General features: G+C 66.3%; 13 protein-coding genes. 4 read left to right on the top strand and 9 right to left on the bottom strand.

Features of this window, described 5'->3' with window-relative positions:
* Positions 1-74: 74 nt before the first annotated feature.
* From holA to ACP4XC_RS10870, 9 genes are all read right to left on the bottom strand, one after another.
* Complete coding sequence (gene holA, locus ACP4XC_RS10910; protein WP_427169435.1) at positions 75-1,091, bottom strand: DNA polymerase III subunit delta; 1,017 nt, start codon at positions 1,089-1,091, stop codon at positions 75-77.
* Positions 1,025-2,956 carry a ComEC/Rec2 family competence protein gene (locus tag ACP4XC_RS10905; RefSeq protein WP_427169432.1) on the bottom strand — a complete coding sequence of 644 codons (1,932 nt, stop codon included), beginning with the start codon at positions 2,954-2,956 and terminating at the stop codon, positions 1,025-1,027. The genes holA and ACP4XC_RS10905 overlap by 67 nt, the downstream gene beginning before the upstream one ends.
* Positions 2,953-3,978: a ComEA family DNA-binding protein gene (locus tag ACP4XC_RS10900; RefSeq protein WP_427169429.1), complete on the bottom strand. Its 1,026-nt coding sequence runs from the start codon at positions 3,976-3,978 to the stop codon at positions 2,953-2,955. The genes ACP4XC_RS10905 and ACP4XC_RS10900 overlap by 4 nt, the downstream gene beginning before the upstream one ends.
* Before the next feature lie 119 nt (positions 3,979-4,097).
* On the bottom strand, positions 4,098-4,283 hold the full coding sequence (locus ACP4XC_RS10895; RefSeq protein ID WP_427169427.1) for a hypothetical protein: 186 nt from the start codon (positions 4,281-4,283) through the stop codon (positions 4,098-4,100).
* 48 nt (positions 4,284-4,331) lie between these two features.
* Complete coding sequence (locus ACP4XC_RS10890; protein WP_427169425.1) at positions 4,332-5,336, bottom strand: DegV family protein; 1,005 nt, start codon at positions 5,334-5,336, stop codon at positions 4,332-4,334.
* Positions 5,337-5,395: 59 nt separating this feature from the next.
* A complete protein-coding gene (gene leuS, locus ACP4XC_RS10885; RefSeq protein ID WP_427169423.1) occupies positions 5,396-7,921 on the bottom strand; it encodes a leucine--tRNA ligase in 2,526 nt (841 codons plus the stop codon).
* A gap of 356 nt (positions 7,922-8,277) precedes the next feature.
* Entirely contained in the window at positions 8,278-9,792 is a 1,515-nt protein-coding gene (gene glpK / locus ACP4XC_RS10880; RefSeq protein WP_427169420.1) for a glycerol kinase GlpK, read from the bottom strand.
* Between the two features lie 90 nt (positions 9,793-9,882).
* Positions 9,883-10,632 carry an MIP/aquaporin family protein gene (locus ACP4XC_RS10875; protein ID WP_427169418.1) on the bottom strand — a complete coding sequence of 250 codons (750 nt, stop codon included), beginning with the start codon at positions 10,630-10,632 and terminating at the stop codon, positions 9,883-9,885.
* A gap of 162 nt (positions 10,633-10,794) precedes the next feature.
* Positions 10,795-12,585, bottom strand: a complete 1,791-nt coding sequence (locus ACP4XC_RS10870) for a glycerol-3-phosphate dehydrogenase/oxidase (RefSeq protein WP_427169416.1) — start codon at positions 12,583-12,585, stop codon at positions 10,795-10,797.
* A 123-nt stretch (positions 12,586-12,708) separates the two neighbouring features.
* Here ACP4XC_RS10870 and ACP4XC_RS10865 point away from each other — a divergent pair, with 123 nt between their 5' ends.
* The 4 genes from ACP4XC_RS10865 (at position 12,709) to ACP4XC_RS10850 (ending at position 16,629) form a co-directional block, all read left to right on the top strand.
* Positions 12,709-13,671, top strand: coding sequence for a sugar-binding transcriptional regulator (locus ACP4XC_RS10865; RefSeq protein WP_427169414.1), 963 nt, complete (start codon positions 12,709-12,711; stop codon positions 13,669-13,671).
* A 70-nt stretch (positions 13,672-13,741) separates the two neighbouring features.
* Positions 13,742-14,611, top strand: a complete 870-nt coding sequence (locus ACP4XC_RS10860) for an aldo/keto reductase (protein ID WP_427169411.1) — start codon at positions 13,742-13,744, stop codon at positions 14,609-14,611.
* 12 nt (positions 14,612-14,623) lie between these two features.
* On the top strand, positions 14,624-15,553 hold the full coding sequence (locus ACP4XC_RS10855; protein WP_427169409.1) for an alpha/beta fold hydrolase: 930 nt from the start codon (positions 14,624-14,626) through the stop codon (positions 15,551-15,553).
* Positions 15,550-16,629, top strand: a complete 1,080-nt coding sequence (locus ACP4XC_RS10850) for a glycosyltransferase family 4 protein (protein ID WP_427169407.1) — start codon at positions 15,550-15,552, stop codon at positions 16,627-16,629. The genes ACP4XC_RS10855 and ACP4XC_RS10850 overlap by 4 nt, the downstream gene beginning before the upstream one ends.
* Positions 16,630-16,643: the final 14 nt, after the last annotated feature.

Genomic DNA, 16,643 nt, shown 5'->3' with positions numbered 1-16,643 from the left:
ACTGATGATTGTGGCCGGCACCCTCGGGTGCCGGCCACATCCAGTTAACGGGCGCTTGCCCCGTAACTAACCAATTAGTTCCGACGCACGGACATTGCGATGACCCTCACGGCGTGTTCCACAGCGTAGACCGGGTCCCTCGACAGACCCTTCACCTGTGCGTCTGCCTCGGCCGTCACCTGGATGGAGCGCACCAGTCCCTCCGGCGTCCAGCGCCGCACGTCACGCTGCGCCTGCTCCACGAGCCAGGGCTGCATGCCGAGCTGACGCGCAATCTGCGCCGAGGATCCCTGGGCTCCGGCCACTTTGGCCACCGTGCGCAGCTTCGCCGCCAACGCCGCCACGAGCGGCACAGGATCGGCCCCTGTGGCCAGGGCATGCCTCAGGGTGGACAGTGCCGCCGGGCCGTTCCCTGCCATGGCCGCGTCGGCAACTTTGAAGGCGGTGGCCTCGATGCGGCCGCCGTAGTACCGGTCAACCATTTCGGTATCGACGGCGGTGGCGGCGTCCGCGATGAGCTGGCTGCAGGCGGCCGCCAGCTCCGAAAGGTGGGCACCCACCGCATTGACCAGGGCATGAACCGCATCCGGCTCGATGCGGCGGGAGGCCGCTTTAAATTCAGCGACGACAAAAGCGGACTTGTCCGCGTCCCTTTTCAGGGGCTGGCAATCCACTACGGGCCACCCGCCTGTTTTGATGGCATCAAGCAGCTTCTTGCCCCGCACGCCGCCGCCGTGACGCACCGCCAGTACTGCGTCGGGCTCAGGGTGCGCCAGATAGGCGAGGGCGTCAGCGAGGAAGGCGTCATTCATTGCCTCAGCCGCTTCGACCTCGATCAGCTTGGATTCGCCGAAAAGCGAAGGGCTCACGAGCATGGTGAGTGATCCCGGCTCATAACTTCCAGCGTTGACCCTGGTGATTTCCACATCCGGCTCAGCGGCCCGCACCTGGGACCGGATGCGGTCCATGGCGCGGATGCCCAGGTACTCCTCGGGACCGCCGATCAGCACAACGGCGGCCGGCGTCACGTCCCGCCACGTGGCGGTGTTCGACGCCGTGGACTTCGATCGTGGGGTCTGTGCAGCGGCCACTCTTGGTTCCTCCCGGAAATCGGATTTCTCCCTCTAAGGTTGTCACGGCCGAGGCGGTGCTCCAAGCCGCGGGTTCGGCGGGGAAGGCCCGGGAGGAGACGGTCCAGCCAGACGGTGATGCCACCGTGGCACCGCCGGACCAACCGGGCGGTGCACCGCGGATGGGCGGCCACCCAGACCGACGCCAGGGTGGTGGCGGATAACATCAGCATGGTGGCAGCGCCCAGCGGGCCGTCCGGCCAGGGAAGGGCCGATCCGGGGAGGCCGGCGAAGAACCTGGCGATGGCGGCCACTCCTCCCGCGCACGTGCCGCCGACGGCGATGGGAGGTACCGCGGCCCAGGGCAGAACCGGCACCAGCGGAACCGCCGCCGTGCCCAGGATGGTCACGGGCGCCACAAGAGGAGCCGCCGCGACGTTGGCCACCAGCGCATACAGCGAGAATTGCGGCTGGAGCAGGACGATCACCGGCCCGCAGAGCAGCTGGGCAGACAACGGGACGGCAATGCCGGCAGCGAGCCACCGCGGGATGACCTGCGGCAACCACGCCACAATACTCCGCCCGAGGACGATGATCCCCAGCGTGGCCAGAACGGAGAGGAGGAACCCGAAGCTGGTTCCCAGCGAGGGGTCGGCCAGCAGAAGCCCGATGACCGCAAGGCAGAGAAAGCTGAGTCCCCGGCCGGCCCGGCCGCCGGACAGCGAGGCCACCCCGACGCCTCCCATCAATGCTGCCCGGAGCACGCTGGCGTCCGGGCCGACCATAAGGACAAACAAGGCCAGGCCGCCGAGGGCGAAGGCGGCGGCCGGGGCGCGGGGCAGGCGAAGGCTCCGCGCCGTCAGGAGCAAGGCCCCAAGGATCAGGCTGCAATTCGCCCCGCTCACCGCTGTCAGGTGGGTCATGCCGACGGTTTTCATGGCACTGCCAAGCTGTTCATCCAAAGTGCTGGTATCGCCCGTGACCATGCCCGGCAGCAAACCCCGGGCATCGCCGCCCAGCCACGCCGCGGCAAGGGCAAAACGGCCGCGGAGCTCCGCGGGCCCCTCCTGCCAGGCCCCGGGGGCTTCGCTGGTGAGCGGCGCCGTTGTGGCGGACAGTAGTCCGGCCTCGGGCTGCCCGTCTTGCGGCGGCTTCAACTTACCGGCGGTGCGGATCCGCTGCCCCGGCACCATCTCCTCCCAACCCGCGCCGCCCATGATCATCAGTTGCGCTGCCGTGTGGATCTCCGTGCCGTTGGAAATGACCACCAAGGCCGTGGCTGGCACAACCCACCGGTCATCCCCAGAGCGGCCCGGAGCTTTGAGTGCCCGCGGCGCCCCTGTGATCTCAGCCTCGACCACCACGGCCAGACGCTGCGCCACTGCATCCGCTACCGCCCCCTCTGCCCGCTGCGTCGCGGCGACAGCAGAATGCGCTGCGGCCGCGGCGGCCAGCAGGAGCGCTATGTGGAACGTCATCAAGGCACTGCGAGGCCGCGGTCGCGTGGAGAATTCCCTGGCCCGGTGACGGAGCAGCACACCGGCCAGCGCCACGGCGCCGGCCACCAGAAAGGCAAAGCCTGCCACGATCGCCGCCGGCGGCAGCCAGACGCCCGCAACCGCAGCTGCCCAGACCAGCACCGCCGGAGGCACCAACCGGAGATCCGTCCGGTGGCGTGGTTTGTCCGCCGCTCGAGTCCCTGCCGGATCCGGCACAAGAGCACTTGCGAGGCGGATGCGCACTTCCCTGGCTACCGTGAAGGGACCGCGGTCCGCAGGGGCTGTCCGCGGCTCCGCAGAGGATGGCATGTCCGAACGGACCGCCGCGTCCACGTAGCGCTGCCAGGGGCTGGCCTTGCCACCGTGTGGGGGACGTGCCGGGTTCATACCTTGACCAGCGGCAGCAGGGTTTCCAGCATTTTCGGACCCACGCCGTCCACGGCATCGAGTTCCTGAATGGTCTTGAACTTCCCATGCTCTTTCCGCCATGCGACGATTCGCTGGGCCAGGACAGGTCCGACCCGCGGCAGGGTCCCCAGTTCCTCCACGCTGGCAGTGTTGAGATCGACCTTGGTGCCGGCCGCACCGGAGGTGCCCCCGGCGCCGCTTCCCGCGCCCCCGCTGGCTGTCCCGCTGCCGGCAGCACCGCCGTCATCAATCGGTGCTCCTTCCGGAGTGCCCTCACCGGCTTGCGGGACATAGATTTTCTGGCCGTCCTCCAGCACGGCGGCGAGATTGAGCCGGTTCAGATCGGCTGCTGCGGTGCTGCCGCCCGCGGCCGTGATCGCCTCGTGGATCCGACTTCCCGGGGGCAATTCCACCACTCCGGCCCGGCCCACTGCGCCCGCGACATGAACCACGATCTTCCCGGCGGTGGCACCGCCCGAGGCGCCGGCCCCCGGCGACGCTCCAGGCGGGGCCTCCGTACTGCCGCCGGCCGCGGCAGCCTCGCCGGCTGCACTGCTGACATCACCGAGCGGAACCACCGTGGGGGCGCTGACCGCCACACGCCACCAAAACCAGGCACCCAGGAGCACACTGACAACTCCGAGCAACACAGCCACACGGGTTCCGGTCCGCCACCTGAACCGCGGCGTCCCCGCGCCGGCGCCGGATTCGCCAACCTCGTCGTTCTCACCGCCGGCGCTCCCTGAGCCGCCCTGGTGACCCCGGCCGCCGCCGTACACGAACTGCCCCGATGGGGTGCCAGCCCCCGGGTTCAGGACCGTGCTGCCATCCAACAGTCCACCGCCTACGGCCCGGAGACCGGGGAGGGCATTCGCCGCCCCCTCTCCTCCCCCGCTTGCTCCCGCGCGGGCGCCTGCCGGGGCATTCAGGGATGCGGACAGCCTCCCCCTGGCGCGGGTGACGGCGGCGTGGGCTCCCGCTTCCGCGTTCCGGCGTGACATACGCCAACCCTAGGAGAACCGCGGGGACCCGGAACAGCGCGAACACGGCCTATGTGGAAACCGGCGGAACCTGGCAGCAATCCGCACTGGCGGCGCAGCGCGGCCAGGACAGCCGCAGGCTACTGCTGGTAGGTGATGTACGCCTCGTACTGCACGCGCCACTTCTCCGGGGCCTTGGGATCGGGAATGGTGGTGGTGAGGAACTGGACGCCGGTGACCTGCCCCTTCAGGTACTTCAGCCACTTGGTCACTTCTTCCGCAACATCCCTGTCCAACTGGGCGACGTGGTGGACCTGTATTGCCATGGGAGCCTCCTTGCTTGGTGAGGCGACTTTACTCCCCGCGTTCGGGCTTCAACCAGTCCCGGTTGCCGGGGCGGTGACCGGCGTGCTGCTTTCGCCCACAATCACGGCAAGGACTCCGAGGCCGGCATGCGCCGCCAGGACAGCAGGAAGCGAGCTGATTTGCGCGGGAGGGGTGCCGGGCAGCGCCAGCGCCAGTCGGGCGGCCAACTGCTCCGCCTCGCCGGGGTTCCCGAAGTGGTGGACGGCCAGCCGCGCCTGCCCCGGGAGGCGGCCGGCGGCGTCGGCCGTCACAATCTCCTCAAGCCGTGCGACCGCGCGTGCCCCGGACCTGACTTTTTCGAGCGGTATGATCCTGCCGTCCTCCACCGCCAGGATCGGTTTGATGGCAAACATGGTCCCCCACAGGGACGCGGCGGCACCGATTCTGCCGCCCCGGCGCAGTTGCTCCAGGCTGGGAACGTAGAAGTAGACATTCGTGCGGGACAGCCGCTGCTGGGCAAATTCCCTGACTTCAGCGGCCGTGCGGCCGTCCGCCGCGGCCACCACTGCGCTCTGGACGCCCATTCCCAGCGCCATCCCCACGGTCTTCGAATCGACCACCTCCACCGGGATGTCCACCCGGCCGGCGGCGAGCCTGGCTGAGTCGGCGGTGCCCGACAGGGCGCCGGACAGATGTATGGAGACAACGGCTTCGAAGCCCCGCCGGCGGGCCGCCTGGTAGGCCTGTTCGAACTGGCCAGGAGAGGGACGCGACGTCTTCACCGGCGTCCCCGCGGCCAGGGCGACGGCAATGGTCTCGGTGATGTCGTCTTCACCTTCGCCGTAGATCTCATCCCCCACCATGACAGGCATGGGCACCACTGTCAGCCGGCCGTCGCCGGTAAACGCGGCCACCCAGTCCGCGGGCAAGGCAGCGGCCGAATCGGTCACCACTGCGGTGCGCACGACGGCGGCAGGCACCTCCGCGGGGACAGCCTCCGGCCTGGTGGACTGACGGAGCCGGATGAGGCGGTCCCTTAGCCACGGCCAAGCGGCCGGCTCGCGGTCAGGCAACGGCGCTCCTCTTACAGTCATGGCCGGCCGCCGGCAAGGAGCCGGCGGCCGGTGTCCGGCTAGGCCGGGACGATGTTGACCAGTTTAGGGGCACGCACGATGACGGTGCGGATTCCCCGTCCATCCATGGCGCGCTGGACGTTCTCCGAGGCCAGCGCCAGTTCGCGGAGTTGGTCCTCTGTGATGTCCGGGGAGACTTCCAGCCGGTCACGGACTTTCCCCTGGACCTGGACCACGGCGGTCACCGTATCCTGCACCAGGAGCGCCTCGTCGTGGGTGGGCCAGCCGGCGTTCGCCACGGAAGCCGGGTGGCCGAGCACATTCCACATGTCTTCGGCCGTGTACGGCGCAAAAAGGCTGAGGATCACGGCAACGGCCTCGGCGGCCTCACGGACGGCGGGGTCGGCGCCGCCGGCACCGGAATCGATGGCCTTGCGGGTGGCGTTGACCAGTTCCATCAGCTTGGCGACCACCACGTTGAACTTGTTGTTGTCCAGCAGGGCGGCCGCATCCGCAATGGTGCGGTGCGTGACGGTGCGGAGCGCACGGTCTCCGGCGGAGAAATCGATGCCGGGTTCGCTCGTGACGTCCTGAGCGAGGCGCCAGGCCCGCGCCAGGAACTTTGCCGAGCCCGACGGCGAAACGTCCGCCCAGTCGACGTCGTCCTCGGGCGGCGAGGCAAAGATCATGGTCAGGCGCACGGCGTCCACACCGTACTTGTCCAACTGTTCGCTCAGGTCAACGCCGTTGCCCAGCGACTTGCTCATGGCCTTGCCGCCGTTGAGGACCTGGCCCTGGTTCAGCAGCGCGCTGAACGGCTCGTCGGCCTCAAGCATTCCGAGGTCGTGGATGACTTTGGTGAAGAACCGTGCGTAGAGCAGGTGCAGGATGGCGTGCTCGACGCCGCCCACATACTGGCCCACGGGCATCCAGTCGTTGATCTTTTCCGGATCGAACGGGCCTTCGGTGTACTGCGGGGAGACGAAACGCAGAAAATACCATGACGAGTCCACGAAGGTGTCCATGGTGTCGGTGTCCCGTTTGGCCGGTCCGTGGCAGTTGGGGCACTCGACATTGACCCAGCCCTCCGCTGCCGCCAGCGGGGACGTTCCCTTTGGCGAGAGATCCTCGCCGCGCAGGTCTGCCGGCAGGGTCACGGGAAGCTGCTCGTCCGGAACCGGCACTTCGCCGCAGGCGGGGCAGTGGATGATCGGGATGGGCGTGCCCCAGAACCGCTGGCGGCTGAGCAACCAGTCACGCAGGCGGAAGTTGACGAACTTCTCGCCCGTGCCCTGTTGCCGCAGGATTTCGATGGCCGCCGGAATGGCCTCAGCCTTGGGCAGCCCGTCCAGCGCGCCGGAGTTGATCAGCTTGCCCTCGCCTGTGGTGGCCGTGCCGCTGACCGCTGGGTCCTCTTCGCCGGTGTCCAGGACCGCCCGCACGGGGAGGCCGAAAGCCTTGGCAAAGTCGAGGTCGCGCTGATCGTGCGCGGGGACAGCCATGATGGCCCCGGTGCCGTAGTCGGCAAGGACGTAGTCAGCAGCCCAGACTGGCAGCTTTTCGCCGTTGAGGGGGTTAATGGCGTAGCGGCCGGTGAACACGCCGGTCTTCTCGCGCTCGGTGGACTGGCGCTCAATTTCGGACAGTGCCTTGACCTGCTCGCGGTAGGCGTCCAAGGCTGCGGCGTGCTCGTCGGTGACGAGCTCCACTGCCAGGGGGGCATCCGCGGCGACGACGAAGAAGGTGGCACCGTAGAGCGTATCCGGGCGCGTGGTGAAGACCGTGACGTCCTTGGCGGGTTTGCCGCCGTCGGCCTCAATCACGAAGTTCACGTGGGCGCCCTCGGAGCGGCCGATCCAGTTCTTTTGCATGGCCAGGACGCGCTCGGGCCAATGGCCGCGCAGTTCGTCCATGTCATCGAGCAGCCGGTCGGCGTAGTCAGTGATTTTGAAGTACCACTGGTTCAGCGACTTCTTCGTTACGGGCGTGCCGCAACGCTCGCAGGCGCCGTTGACCACCTGTTCATTGGCCAGCACGGTCTGGTCCTTGGGGCACCAGTTCACCGGCGAATCCTTGCGGTATGCCAGCCCGCGCTCGTAGAACCGCTTGAACAACCACTGCGTCCAGCGGTAGTACTCCGGGTCGGAGGTGTGGATGCGCCGCGACCAGTCTGCGGAGATGGCATAGCGTTTGAACGACGCCGCCTGGGTTTCGATGTTGGCGTAGGTCCACTCGCTGGGGTGCGCGTTCCGCTTGATGGCCGCGTTCTCCGCCGGCAGGCCGAAGGAGTCCCAACCGATCGGGTGCAGCACGTCGTAGCCCTGCTGGCGGAGGTAACGGGCCACGACATCACCCATGGCGAATGCCTCCGCGTGGCCCATGTGAAGGTCGCCGGAGGGGTACGGGAACATGTCGAGCACGTAGCGACGCTCCCGGGAGCCGTCGTCGACGGGGGTGAAGACCTTCAGGTCCTCCCACACCTGCGGCCATTTTGCCTCCATCGCCGCGAAGCTGTAGGCGCCCTCCTCGGGGCCGTCCGTTGCGACTGCTGCTGTTCCGGTCTCTGTCTCCGGCTGAACGCTCACTGCTGCCCTCTTCTGTTCTGTACCGCTTTTCGTACGGCCAGGGCTTCCTGTTCCGCCCCGGCCCCCTAATCCCCTGCTGCCCGCCCCGAAAGGCTCCAGACACACAAAAGCCCCTCGACATGGAGGGGCGGCCGCGCGGTAATCCGATGTGTTTCCGGGATACCGGGCGGCTAGCTAAGCAGAAGGATCGCACGCATACAACTACTTTAGCGCACCCGCACCACCCGCTGAACGTAAGTCGCCACGAGCGGCTGGATAGCTGACGGATGAGTTGATGGCAGCCGCACCTCGCCCGGGTGTGGTGGGCACCGCGAAGCGGGCGGGGCAGGTGCGGCTGCCATCAACGACAGGTCAGACTACTTCACGTCCTCGTCGACCCAGTCCATGGACTTCGTGACGGCCTTCTTCCACAAGCGCATCTGGCGCTCGCGCTCGGCCTGATCCATCTTCGGTTCCCAGCGCTTGTCCTCCGCCCAGTTGGCCGAGCACTCGCCCAAGTCCTTCCAGAATCCGACCGCGAGGCCGGCCGCGTAGGCGGCGCCCAGGGAGGTCGTCTCAACCACCTTTGGCCGGATTACCGGAACACCAAGGATGTCGGCCTGGAACTGCATCAGGGCATCGTTGGCGACCATACCGCCGTCGACTTTCAACTCTGTCAGGGGGACCCCTGAATCGGCGTTGACGGCGTCGAGCACCTCGCGGGTCTGGAAGGCCGTGGCCTCCAGCGCCGCGCGGGCGATGTGGTTCCTGTTCACGAACCGGGTGAGGCCCACGATGGCGCCGCGCGCGTCCGAGCGCCAGTAGGGTGCGAACAAGCCCGAGAACGCAGGCACGATGTAAACCCCGCCGTTGTCCTCCACCGACGCGGCCAGGGTTTCCACTTCCGGGGCGCTGCTGATCATGCCGAGGTTGTCACGCAGCCACTGGATCAGCGAACCCGTGACGGCGATGGAGCCTTCCAGCGCGTAGTGCGTGGGGGCGTCGCCCAGCTTGTATCCCACAGTGGTGAGCAGGCCGTTCTTGGAGTGGACGATTTCCTCACCGGTGTTGAAGATGAGGAAACAGCCCGTGCCGTAGGTGTTCTTGGCCTCGCCCGCGTCGAAGGCCGCCTGCCCGAAGGTGGCCGCCTGCTGGTCCCCGAGGATACCGGCCACCGGGACCTCGCGGAGCAACTGGGAGGTGTGGACCGTGCCGTAAACCTCGGAGGAGGACTTGATGGCGGGCATCATGGACGCGGGTACCCCGAAGGCATCCAGGATCTCCTGGTCCCATTTGAGCGTGTCCAGGTCCATGAACATGGTCCGGGAGGCGTTGGTGACGTCGGTGACGTGCACGCCGCCGTCCACGCCGCCGGTAAGGTTCCACAAAACCCAGCAGTCCGTGTTGCCGAAAACGAGGTTTCCGGCTTCGGCTTTGGCACGCGCGCCTTCGACGTTATCGAGGATCCACTTGATCTTGGTGCCGGAGAAGTAGGTTGCCAGCGGCAGGCCCACCTTCTGCTTGAAGCGTTCCGGGCCGCCGTCCTTGGCCAGTTCGTCCACGATGCCCTGGGTACGGGTGTCCTGCCAGACGATTGCGTTGTAGACAGCCTCGCCGGTGGTCTTGTCCCAGACCACGGCTGTTTCGCGCTGGTTGGTGATGCCGACGGCGGCGATGTCGTGTCGCGTCAGGTTCGCCTTCGACAACGCGGAGGCGATGACCTCGCGTGTGTTGTTCCAGATCTCAGCGGGATTGTGTTCCACCCAGCCCGCCTGCGGGAAGATCTGTTCGTGCTCCATCTGTCCCGAGGAAACGATGTTCCCGCTGTGGTCGAAGACGATGGCGCGGGTGCTGGTGGTGCCCTGGTCGATGGCGATTACGTACTGGTTCATAACGACGTCCTTGTCTGCTGGTCTTTACTGCTGGTCTTTACTGCGGGTCTTTACTGCGGGTGGTGTGAACTGGTGGGGCCGATGAGGAGATCAGGAAGCGGCCTTGGCGATGATGGGAACAACAGCGGCCACGGCGCCGGCGATGGTTCCGCCGAGCAGGGGGCCCACGACGGGAATCCAGGAGTAGCTCCAGTCGCTGGAGCCCTTGCCCTTGATGGGGAGCAGCGCGTGCGCGATGCGGGGGCCGAGGTCACGCGCCGGGTTGATGGCGTAGCCCGTGGGGCCGCCAAGAGATACACCGATGCCGACAACCAGCAGCGCGACGGCGAGCGGGCCGAGGCCGGAGGGTGTGCCGCCGAACGTCAGGATAACGAAGACCAGCACGAAGGTGCCGATGATCTCGGTAATCAGGTTCCACGGCGCGGAGCGGATGGCGGGGCCGGTGGAGAACACGGCAAGTTTGCTGGCGGGCAGGGGCTCGGCGTCAAAGTGCTGCTTGTGGGCCAGCCACATGACCACTGCCCCCAGGAAGGCCCCCAGAAGCTCGCCGCCGAAGTACGTGAACGTTGACGCAAGATCGACCTTGACGCCGGGAGCATATTCCGCCTTGCCGTTCACCAGCAGGCCAAGGGTGACTGCCGGGTTCAGGTGCGCGCCTGACCTGGCTGCAACGTAGACGCCGGAGAACACCGCAATACCCCATCCCCAGGTGACCATAAGGAATCCGCCGTTGTTGCCCTTGGTGCCTTTGAGCGCGACGTTTGCCACAACGCCGCAACCCAGCAGGGTCAGCATTGCGGTTCCGAATACTTCGGATAGGAAAACAATTCCAAGAGACATCTTTGACTCCTCTATTTTCTGTTGTGGCCCCTCGCGAGTTTTGAGGTGCCGTTGAGCCGGGATTGTTGTGGCAACCCCGGCCAGCTGCCGCGCCGGCTGCTCCTCTGCGGAACCGCGCAGCCCTTGGCCGACCGGGCACCGCTGCCCGGGCGGGCAAATTCGTCAGGCGACCAGGCTGTGGACCTGGACACCGTGGAAGCGTTCAAGCACCTCCTGGGCGTGATGGATTTCGGCTGCCTTTTCTTCAGCGCTCCAGCCGAGGGCCCCGGCCAGGACATCGGCCACCTCGTTGAGGAGTTCGCCGGTCACCAGCCCGCGGAAGGCCAGTGATGTCCGCCGGATCAGAACATCGATCAGCCGCCCAATCTGTTCCTGTCCGGCCATGAATTCCAGCTCACGGACGCTCAGCTCCCTGGTGGAGTGCAGGAGCCGGTCGGGGCCGCCGTCGAGGTGCTCCAGCACATCGGAGGCGCGGGTTCCGTAACGGGTCAGCAGGCCCGATATCCGGTCCGCATCCCGGCCGTCCGTCATATGCGCCTTGATCCACTGCTGGATTCCGGCGTCGGACTCCGGGAAACCAGCGCCGCCGCCGATGGCGAGTTTCGCCGTCGAGACCTTGCGTTCCCGGCCGAGCACGTCAAGCACCTCATTGCTCAGGTGTTCGGCCAACGCCCGGAAAGTGGTCCACTTGCCACCCACGAGGCTGAGAACGACGGCGCCGCTGCCGCCGGATAAGGGGGCTCGTTCAATGCGGTAATCCCGGCTAACGAATCCCGGCTGGGTGGCGTCATGCTTCGGGAGCGGCCGCACTCCGGAGAAGGTGTACACGATCTGCTCCCGGGCCACGTCGATGCTGGGGAAGACGTGGCCGATGAGGTCGAAGAAATAGTCGATCTCGGCGTCGGTGCAGATGGCGTCCTCCGCCATGTCGGCGTCGACATCCGTGGTGCCGACCAGGACGCGGTCGCCCATCGGGTAGATCAAGACGATCCGGCCGTCGGTGTGCTCAAAGAAAATCTCGCGGCCGTTGCAGGCCTCGAGAAGTTCGGGGTGGTCCAGCACGATGTGCGAGCCCTTGGTGCCTCCCATAAAGCTGGAGGCGGCGCCCATGGCCTGGTTGGTCATGTCAACCCAGGCGCCGGTGGTGTTCACAATAACGTCAGCTGTGAAGTCGAAGACCTCGCCGGTCAACTCATCACGAAGCTGGACCGTGCTGGTCTTTCCCGCGCCCGCCCTTTCCGCGCCCGATGACGTTCCCATGGAGACGACTGAGAGGTAGTTGCTGGCCCGCGCGTCGGCCGGACCGAGGGAACCGGCTTTCTCACCGTCCCGCAGCACGTCAAGGGTGAGCCGCTCCGGGTTGTGCACCGAGGCATCGAAGTAGGTGGCCGCGTATTTGATGCCGGGGTGCAGTTTGGGCAGCTCAGCCAGCGCCCGGCTCCGGCCGCGGAACTGGTGCCTGGGGACGGACCCGCCGTCCCTGGAGAAGAAGTCGTACATGCTCAGCCCGAGCTTGATGAGGAAGGCGCCCCGTTCCCGGGGCTTGCCCTGCTGCTTGTGGGTGAGGAAGCGAAGGGGGGCATTCAGGACACCGGAGAAGGTACTGAAAATGGGGATGGTGGTTTGGAGCGGCTTGACATAGTGCGGGGCGATCCGAAGGAGCCGGTTCCGTTCAACCACGGATTCCCGGACCAGCCGGAACTCGCCGTTTTCGAGGTAGCGGATCCCCCCGTGGATCATGTGGGACGAGGCACCACTGGCTCCCTGGCAGTAGTCACCGCGCTCCACGAGGGCCACATCGATGCCCTGCAGCGCAAGGTCCCGGAAAGTGCCGACTCCGTTGATTCCACCACCGATGATGAGGACCTGGGCGCGTGGCCTGATCCGCAGTTCCTGCACTGATGCGCGGGGGGTGGTGGACGCCGTATGGCCTGATGAATCCGTGGGTCCCAAATCTGCTCCTTCGGGTTTGGTCCTGTGCCAGCGCCTCGCGGCGCGGTGCCGTTCATCACTATTGTTTGGACTAATGGAAAATGGAGTCAAGCACTATGCACAAACGTGCAGAACGGAGGCGGGATGCCGCGCTCACGCCACTCAGAAGCCCTCAGGGCTGCACAACTGTATTACCTTCAGGACCTCACGATGGACGCCATAGCCAGGGAGCTTAGGACCTCCAGATCCACGGTCTCGCGCCTGTTGTCGGCTGCCCGCGAGACCGGCCTGGTCCAGATCCAGATCCGCAATCCACTGGATACCGGGCCGGAACTGGAAAGCATGATCCGTTCGGAGTACCGGGTGGACGTTCATGTTGTCCCCGTGGTGGACACCCTTAACGAGGCGGAGACGCTTGACCGGGTTGCCATGCAGGCGGCCAGGACCATCGGCCCGCTGGTGGATTCAAATGCCATCATCGGGGTGGCCTGGGGATCCACGCTAAGCGCCGTCAGCCGGCATCTGACCAGGAAGATCACGCACGATAGCGTCATAGTCCAGCTCAACGGCGCGGGAAACATGCAAACCACGGGCATCACCTACGCCAGCGACATCATGCGGCGCTTCGGCAGCGCCTATGGTGCCCGCGTTGAGCAATTCCCCGTTCCCGCGTTCTTCGACCACGCCGCCACCAAAACGGCAATGTGGAATGAGCGAAGCGTCCAGCGGATCCTGGAGCTGCAGTCACGCATGAGCATCGCGATCTTCGGCGTGGGATCCGTCGACGCCGACTACCCCAGCCATGTGTATGCCGGCGGCTACCTCGACGAAAGCGACCTCAGAATCCTGGCAAGTTCCGACGTGGTGGGAGATGTGGCCACGGTGTTTTTCCGCGGAGACGGGTCCTCCGACGGCATCACGCTCAACGAGCGGTCGACCGGCCCGGCGCTGGCGCAGCTCCGGCAGGTGAGGCGGCGGATCTGCGTGGTGTCCGGGGCGTCCAAGATTAACGGCCTGCGCGGCGCGCTCGCCGCCGGACTGGCCACCGACCTCATCCTCGATGAAGCCACGGCCCGTCGCCTGGTCGGTTCCGACGGCCTGTCCTGAGCGCCGGACTGAGGGGCGTGACCGGCCTGTCCACAGCCGCGCTGCCCCGCCAATGGGTAGAGTCTTTGCTATGAGAATTTCCCCCCGGCTTGCCCTGAACAACGGCGTGATGATCGACCGTCTGGGATTCGGGCTGTATAAAGTGCCTTCCGCAGACACCTCAGGGCTCGTGACCATGGCGCTGGAGGCCGGTTACCGTCACTTCGACACGGCGGCAATGTACGGAAACGAGACGGGTGTGGGAAAAGCCGTGGGCGCGTTGTCCGCCTTCGACGGCTCAGCCGGTGGAGGCGCGGAGACGGCCCCCTCCCTGCGCCGCGAAGACTTGTTCATCACCACCAAGGTCTGGAACGAGGACCACGGCTACGACGCGACAATGCGCGCCTTTGATACCTCCATCTCCAATCTTGGCCTGGAGTACATCGATCTCTACCTGATTCATTGGCCGTGTGCGAAGCGCGGGCTCTACCCGGAGACCTACCGGGCCCTGGAGACGCTGTACCGCGAGGGGAAGGTACGGGCCATCGGGGTCTCGAACTTCCAGCCGGCCCACCTGGACCGGCTCCTGGACACCGCCGAAGTGGTGCCGGCGGTCAACCAGATCGAGCTTCACCCCTGGCTTCAGCAGGCCGAACTACGCGGGAAGCATGAGGCCCTCGGGATCCGAACTGAGGCGTGGAGTCCGTTGGGCCGGGGGCAGGTCCTGCAGGATCCTGTGATCCTCGCCCTGGCGGCTGAGCACGAACGCACTCCGGCGCAGATCATCCTCCGCTGGCACTTGCAGCTGGGCAACATCGTGATCCCCAAGGCCAGCTCCTACGCGCGCATCCGCGAGAACCACAACGTGTTCGGTTTTGAACTGTCCGGCACGGACATGGCCGACGTCGCCGCGCTGGAGCGCGGCTTCCGAACCGGCTCCCACCCGGACAACGTCAACTAGGAGACGAGTCGAATGGAACAAGTGGACACCCCGCCCTCCCACCCGGCGCCCCTCTTCAGCCCCGGGCTCGACGGTCGGACGCGCGCAGCCGAAGTGGAGCTCAACGGCACCAGAGTCGCGTATTGGACCTACGAACCGCTCCACGTGACACCGGCAACGCGCACCATCCTGGTAATCCATGGTTTCCGCGGCGACCACCACGGGCTGCTCCGGGTTGCCGACCAGCTCCCGGAAATGCGCCTGATCATGCCGGATCTTCCCGGTTTCGGAGAGTCCGGGACCTTTACGGATGCCGAGCACAGTGTGCAGCGCTACGGCCGTTTTATCAGCGATTTCATGGCCGCCCTGGGCCTCGGACCGGAGACGGTCCTGCTGGGCCACTCCTTCGGTTCGATCATCGCCAGCCACTTTGTGGCGGCCAGCCCCGGCGCTGTGGGAGAACTGATTCTCATCAATCCGATCGCGTCGCCCGCGCTTGAGGGCCCGAAGGGGCTGATGACCAAGCTGGCCGTGCTGTATTACGAGGCCTCCGCCCGCCTTCCCCGCAGCCTGGGGCTCTCCCTTCTCCGCAGCCAACTGATCGTCCGCGTGATGAGCGTGGCCATGGCAAAGACCAAGGACAAGGCGTTGCGGCGCTTCGTCCATGCCCAGCACAGCGCCTACTTCTCGGCGTTCGCGGACCGGAACAGCCTGCTCGAAGCGTTCAAGGCCTCGGTGGGCAGCAACGTGGCCGAGGTCGCGGACCGCCTCACTCTGCCTGTGCTGCTGGTGGCCGGGGAAAAGGACGAAATCGCCGTCCTCCCGGACCAACACAAGCTCGCGGCGCTGCTGCCGGACGCCACTCTGAAGGTGATCCCCGGCGTCGGGCACCTGATCCACTACGAAACTCCGGAGCCGGCCGCCGGTTTCATCAGAAACTTCCTGAAGGACCACCCCGCGTGAAAATAGTCATCGACGCCCGTTTCACCCGGCTGGACCAGCACGACGGCATTAGCCGTTACGGCGCCAGCCTCATCGCGGCGACGGCTAAAATCGCCGATGTTTCGATGCTCATCAGCGACCCCAGGCAGCTCGACCTGCTGCCCGATGTCCCGTACACCCTGATCAACAGCCCCCTTTCCCCCGCAGAACTTTTCGTCGCGGCGAAAGTCAACAAGCTCGGCGCCGACGTGGTGGTCTGCCCGATGCAGACCATGGGAACCTTCGGGCGCAGGTACGGACTGGTCCTGACCCTGCACGACCTCATCTACTACGAGCACCCTGCTCCCCCGGGCTTCCTCCCGGCGCCCGTCCGGCTGCTGTGGCGCTTGTACCACAAGGCGTACTGGCCCCAGCGCGTCCTGTTGAACAGGGCCGACGTCGTGGCCACAATCAGTCACACCACCGCCGCCCTGATCACCAAGCACCATCTCACCAAACGGCCCGTCCGGATCGTGGGCAACGCGCCCCAGCAGGGGCACACTCCGCGCGACCCCGGAGCGGGCGCCGACAAGACGCTCCTCTACATGGGCTCCTTCATGCCCTACAAGAACGTGGAAACCATCATCCAGGGCATGGCTGAACTGCCGGACATGACGCTGCACCTGTTGAGCCGCATCACTCCGCAACGACGCGCCGAGCTCGAAGACCTGGCACCCGCGGGGGCCCATATCGTGTTCCATAACGGGGTCACCGACGCCGAATATGAGGTGCTGCTGGCACGCACCACAGCCCTTGTGAGCCTCTCGCGCGCGGAAGGATACGGGCTTCCCCTCGTGGAGGCGATGTCACACGGCACGCCGGTCATCGCCAGCGACATCCCTATTTTCCGCGAGGTGGGCCACGACGCGGTCAGCTATGTCCACCCTGGTTCTCCCTCGGAGTTCGCCGAGGCCGTGCGGCGCCTCGAGGTGCCGGAGCTGTGGAAAGCCCGCTCGCAGCGTTCGGTGGAACGGGCCGCCGAATTCAGCTGGGAACACTCGGCGCAACAGCTGCTGCAGGCGGCCGAGGAGGCCGTCGCGCTCAGGCGCCGACGCTGAACCCCGGCGGGGAA

The organism is Arthrobacter sp. 92 (genome assembly GCF_050260325.1).
Lineage (GTDB): Bacteria > Actinomycetota > Actinomycetes > Actinomycetales > Micrococcaceae > Arthrobacter.
This window is presented reverse-complemented; position numbering and strand designations above follow the sequence as displayed.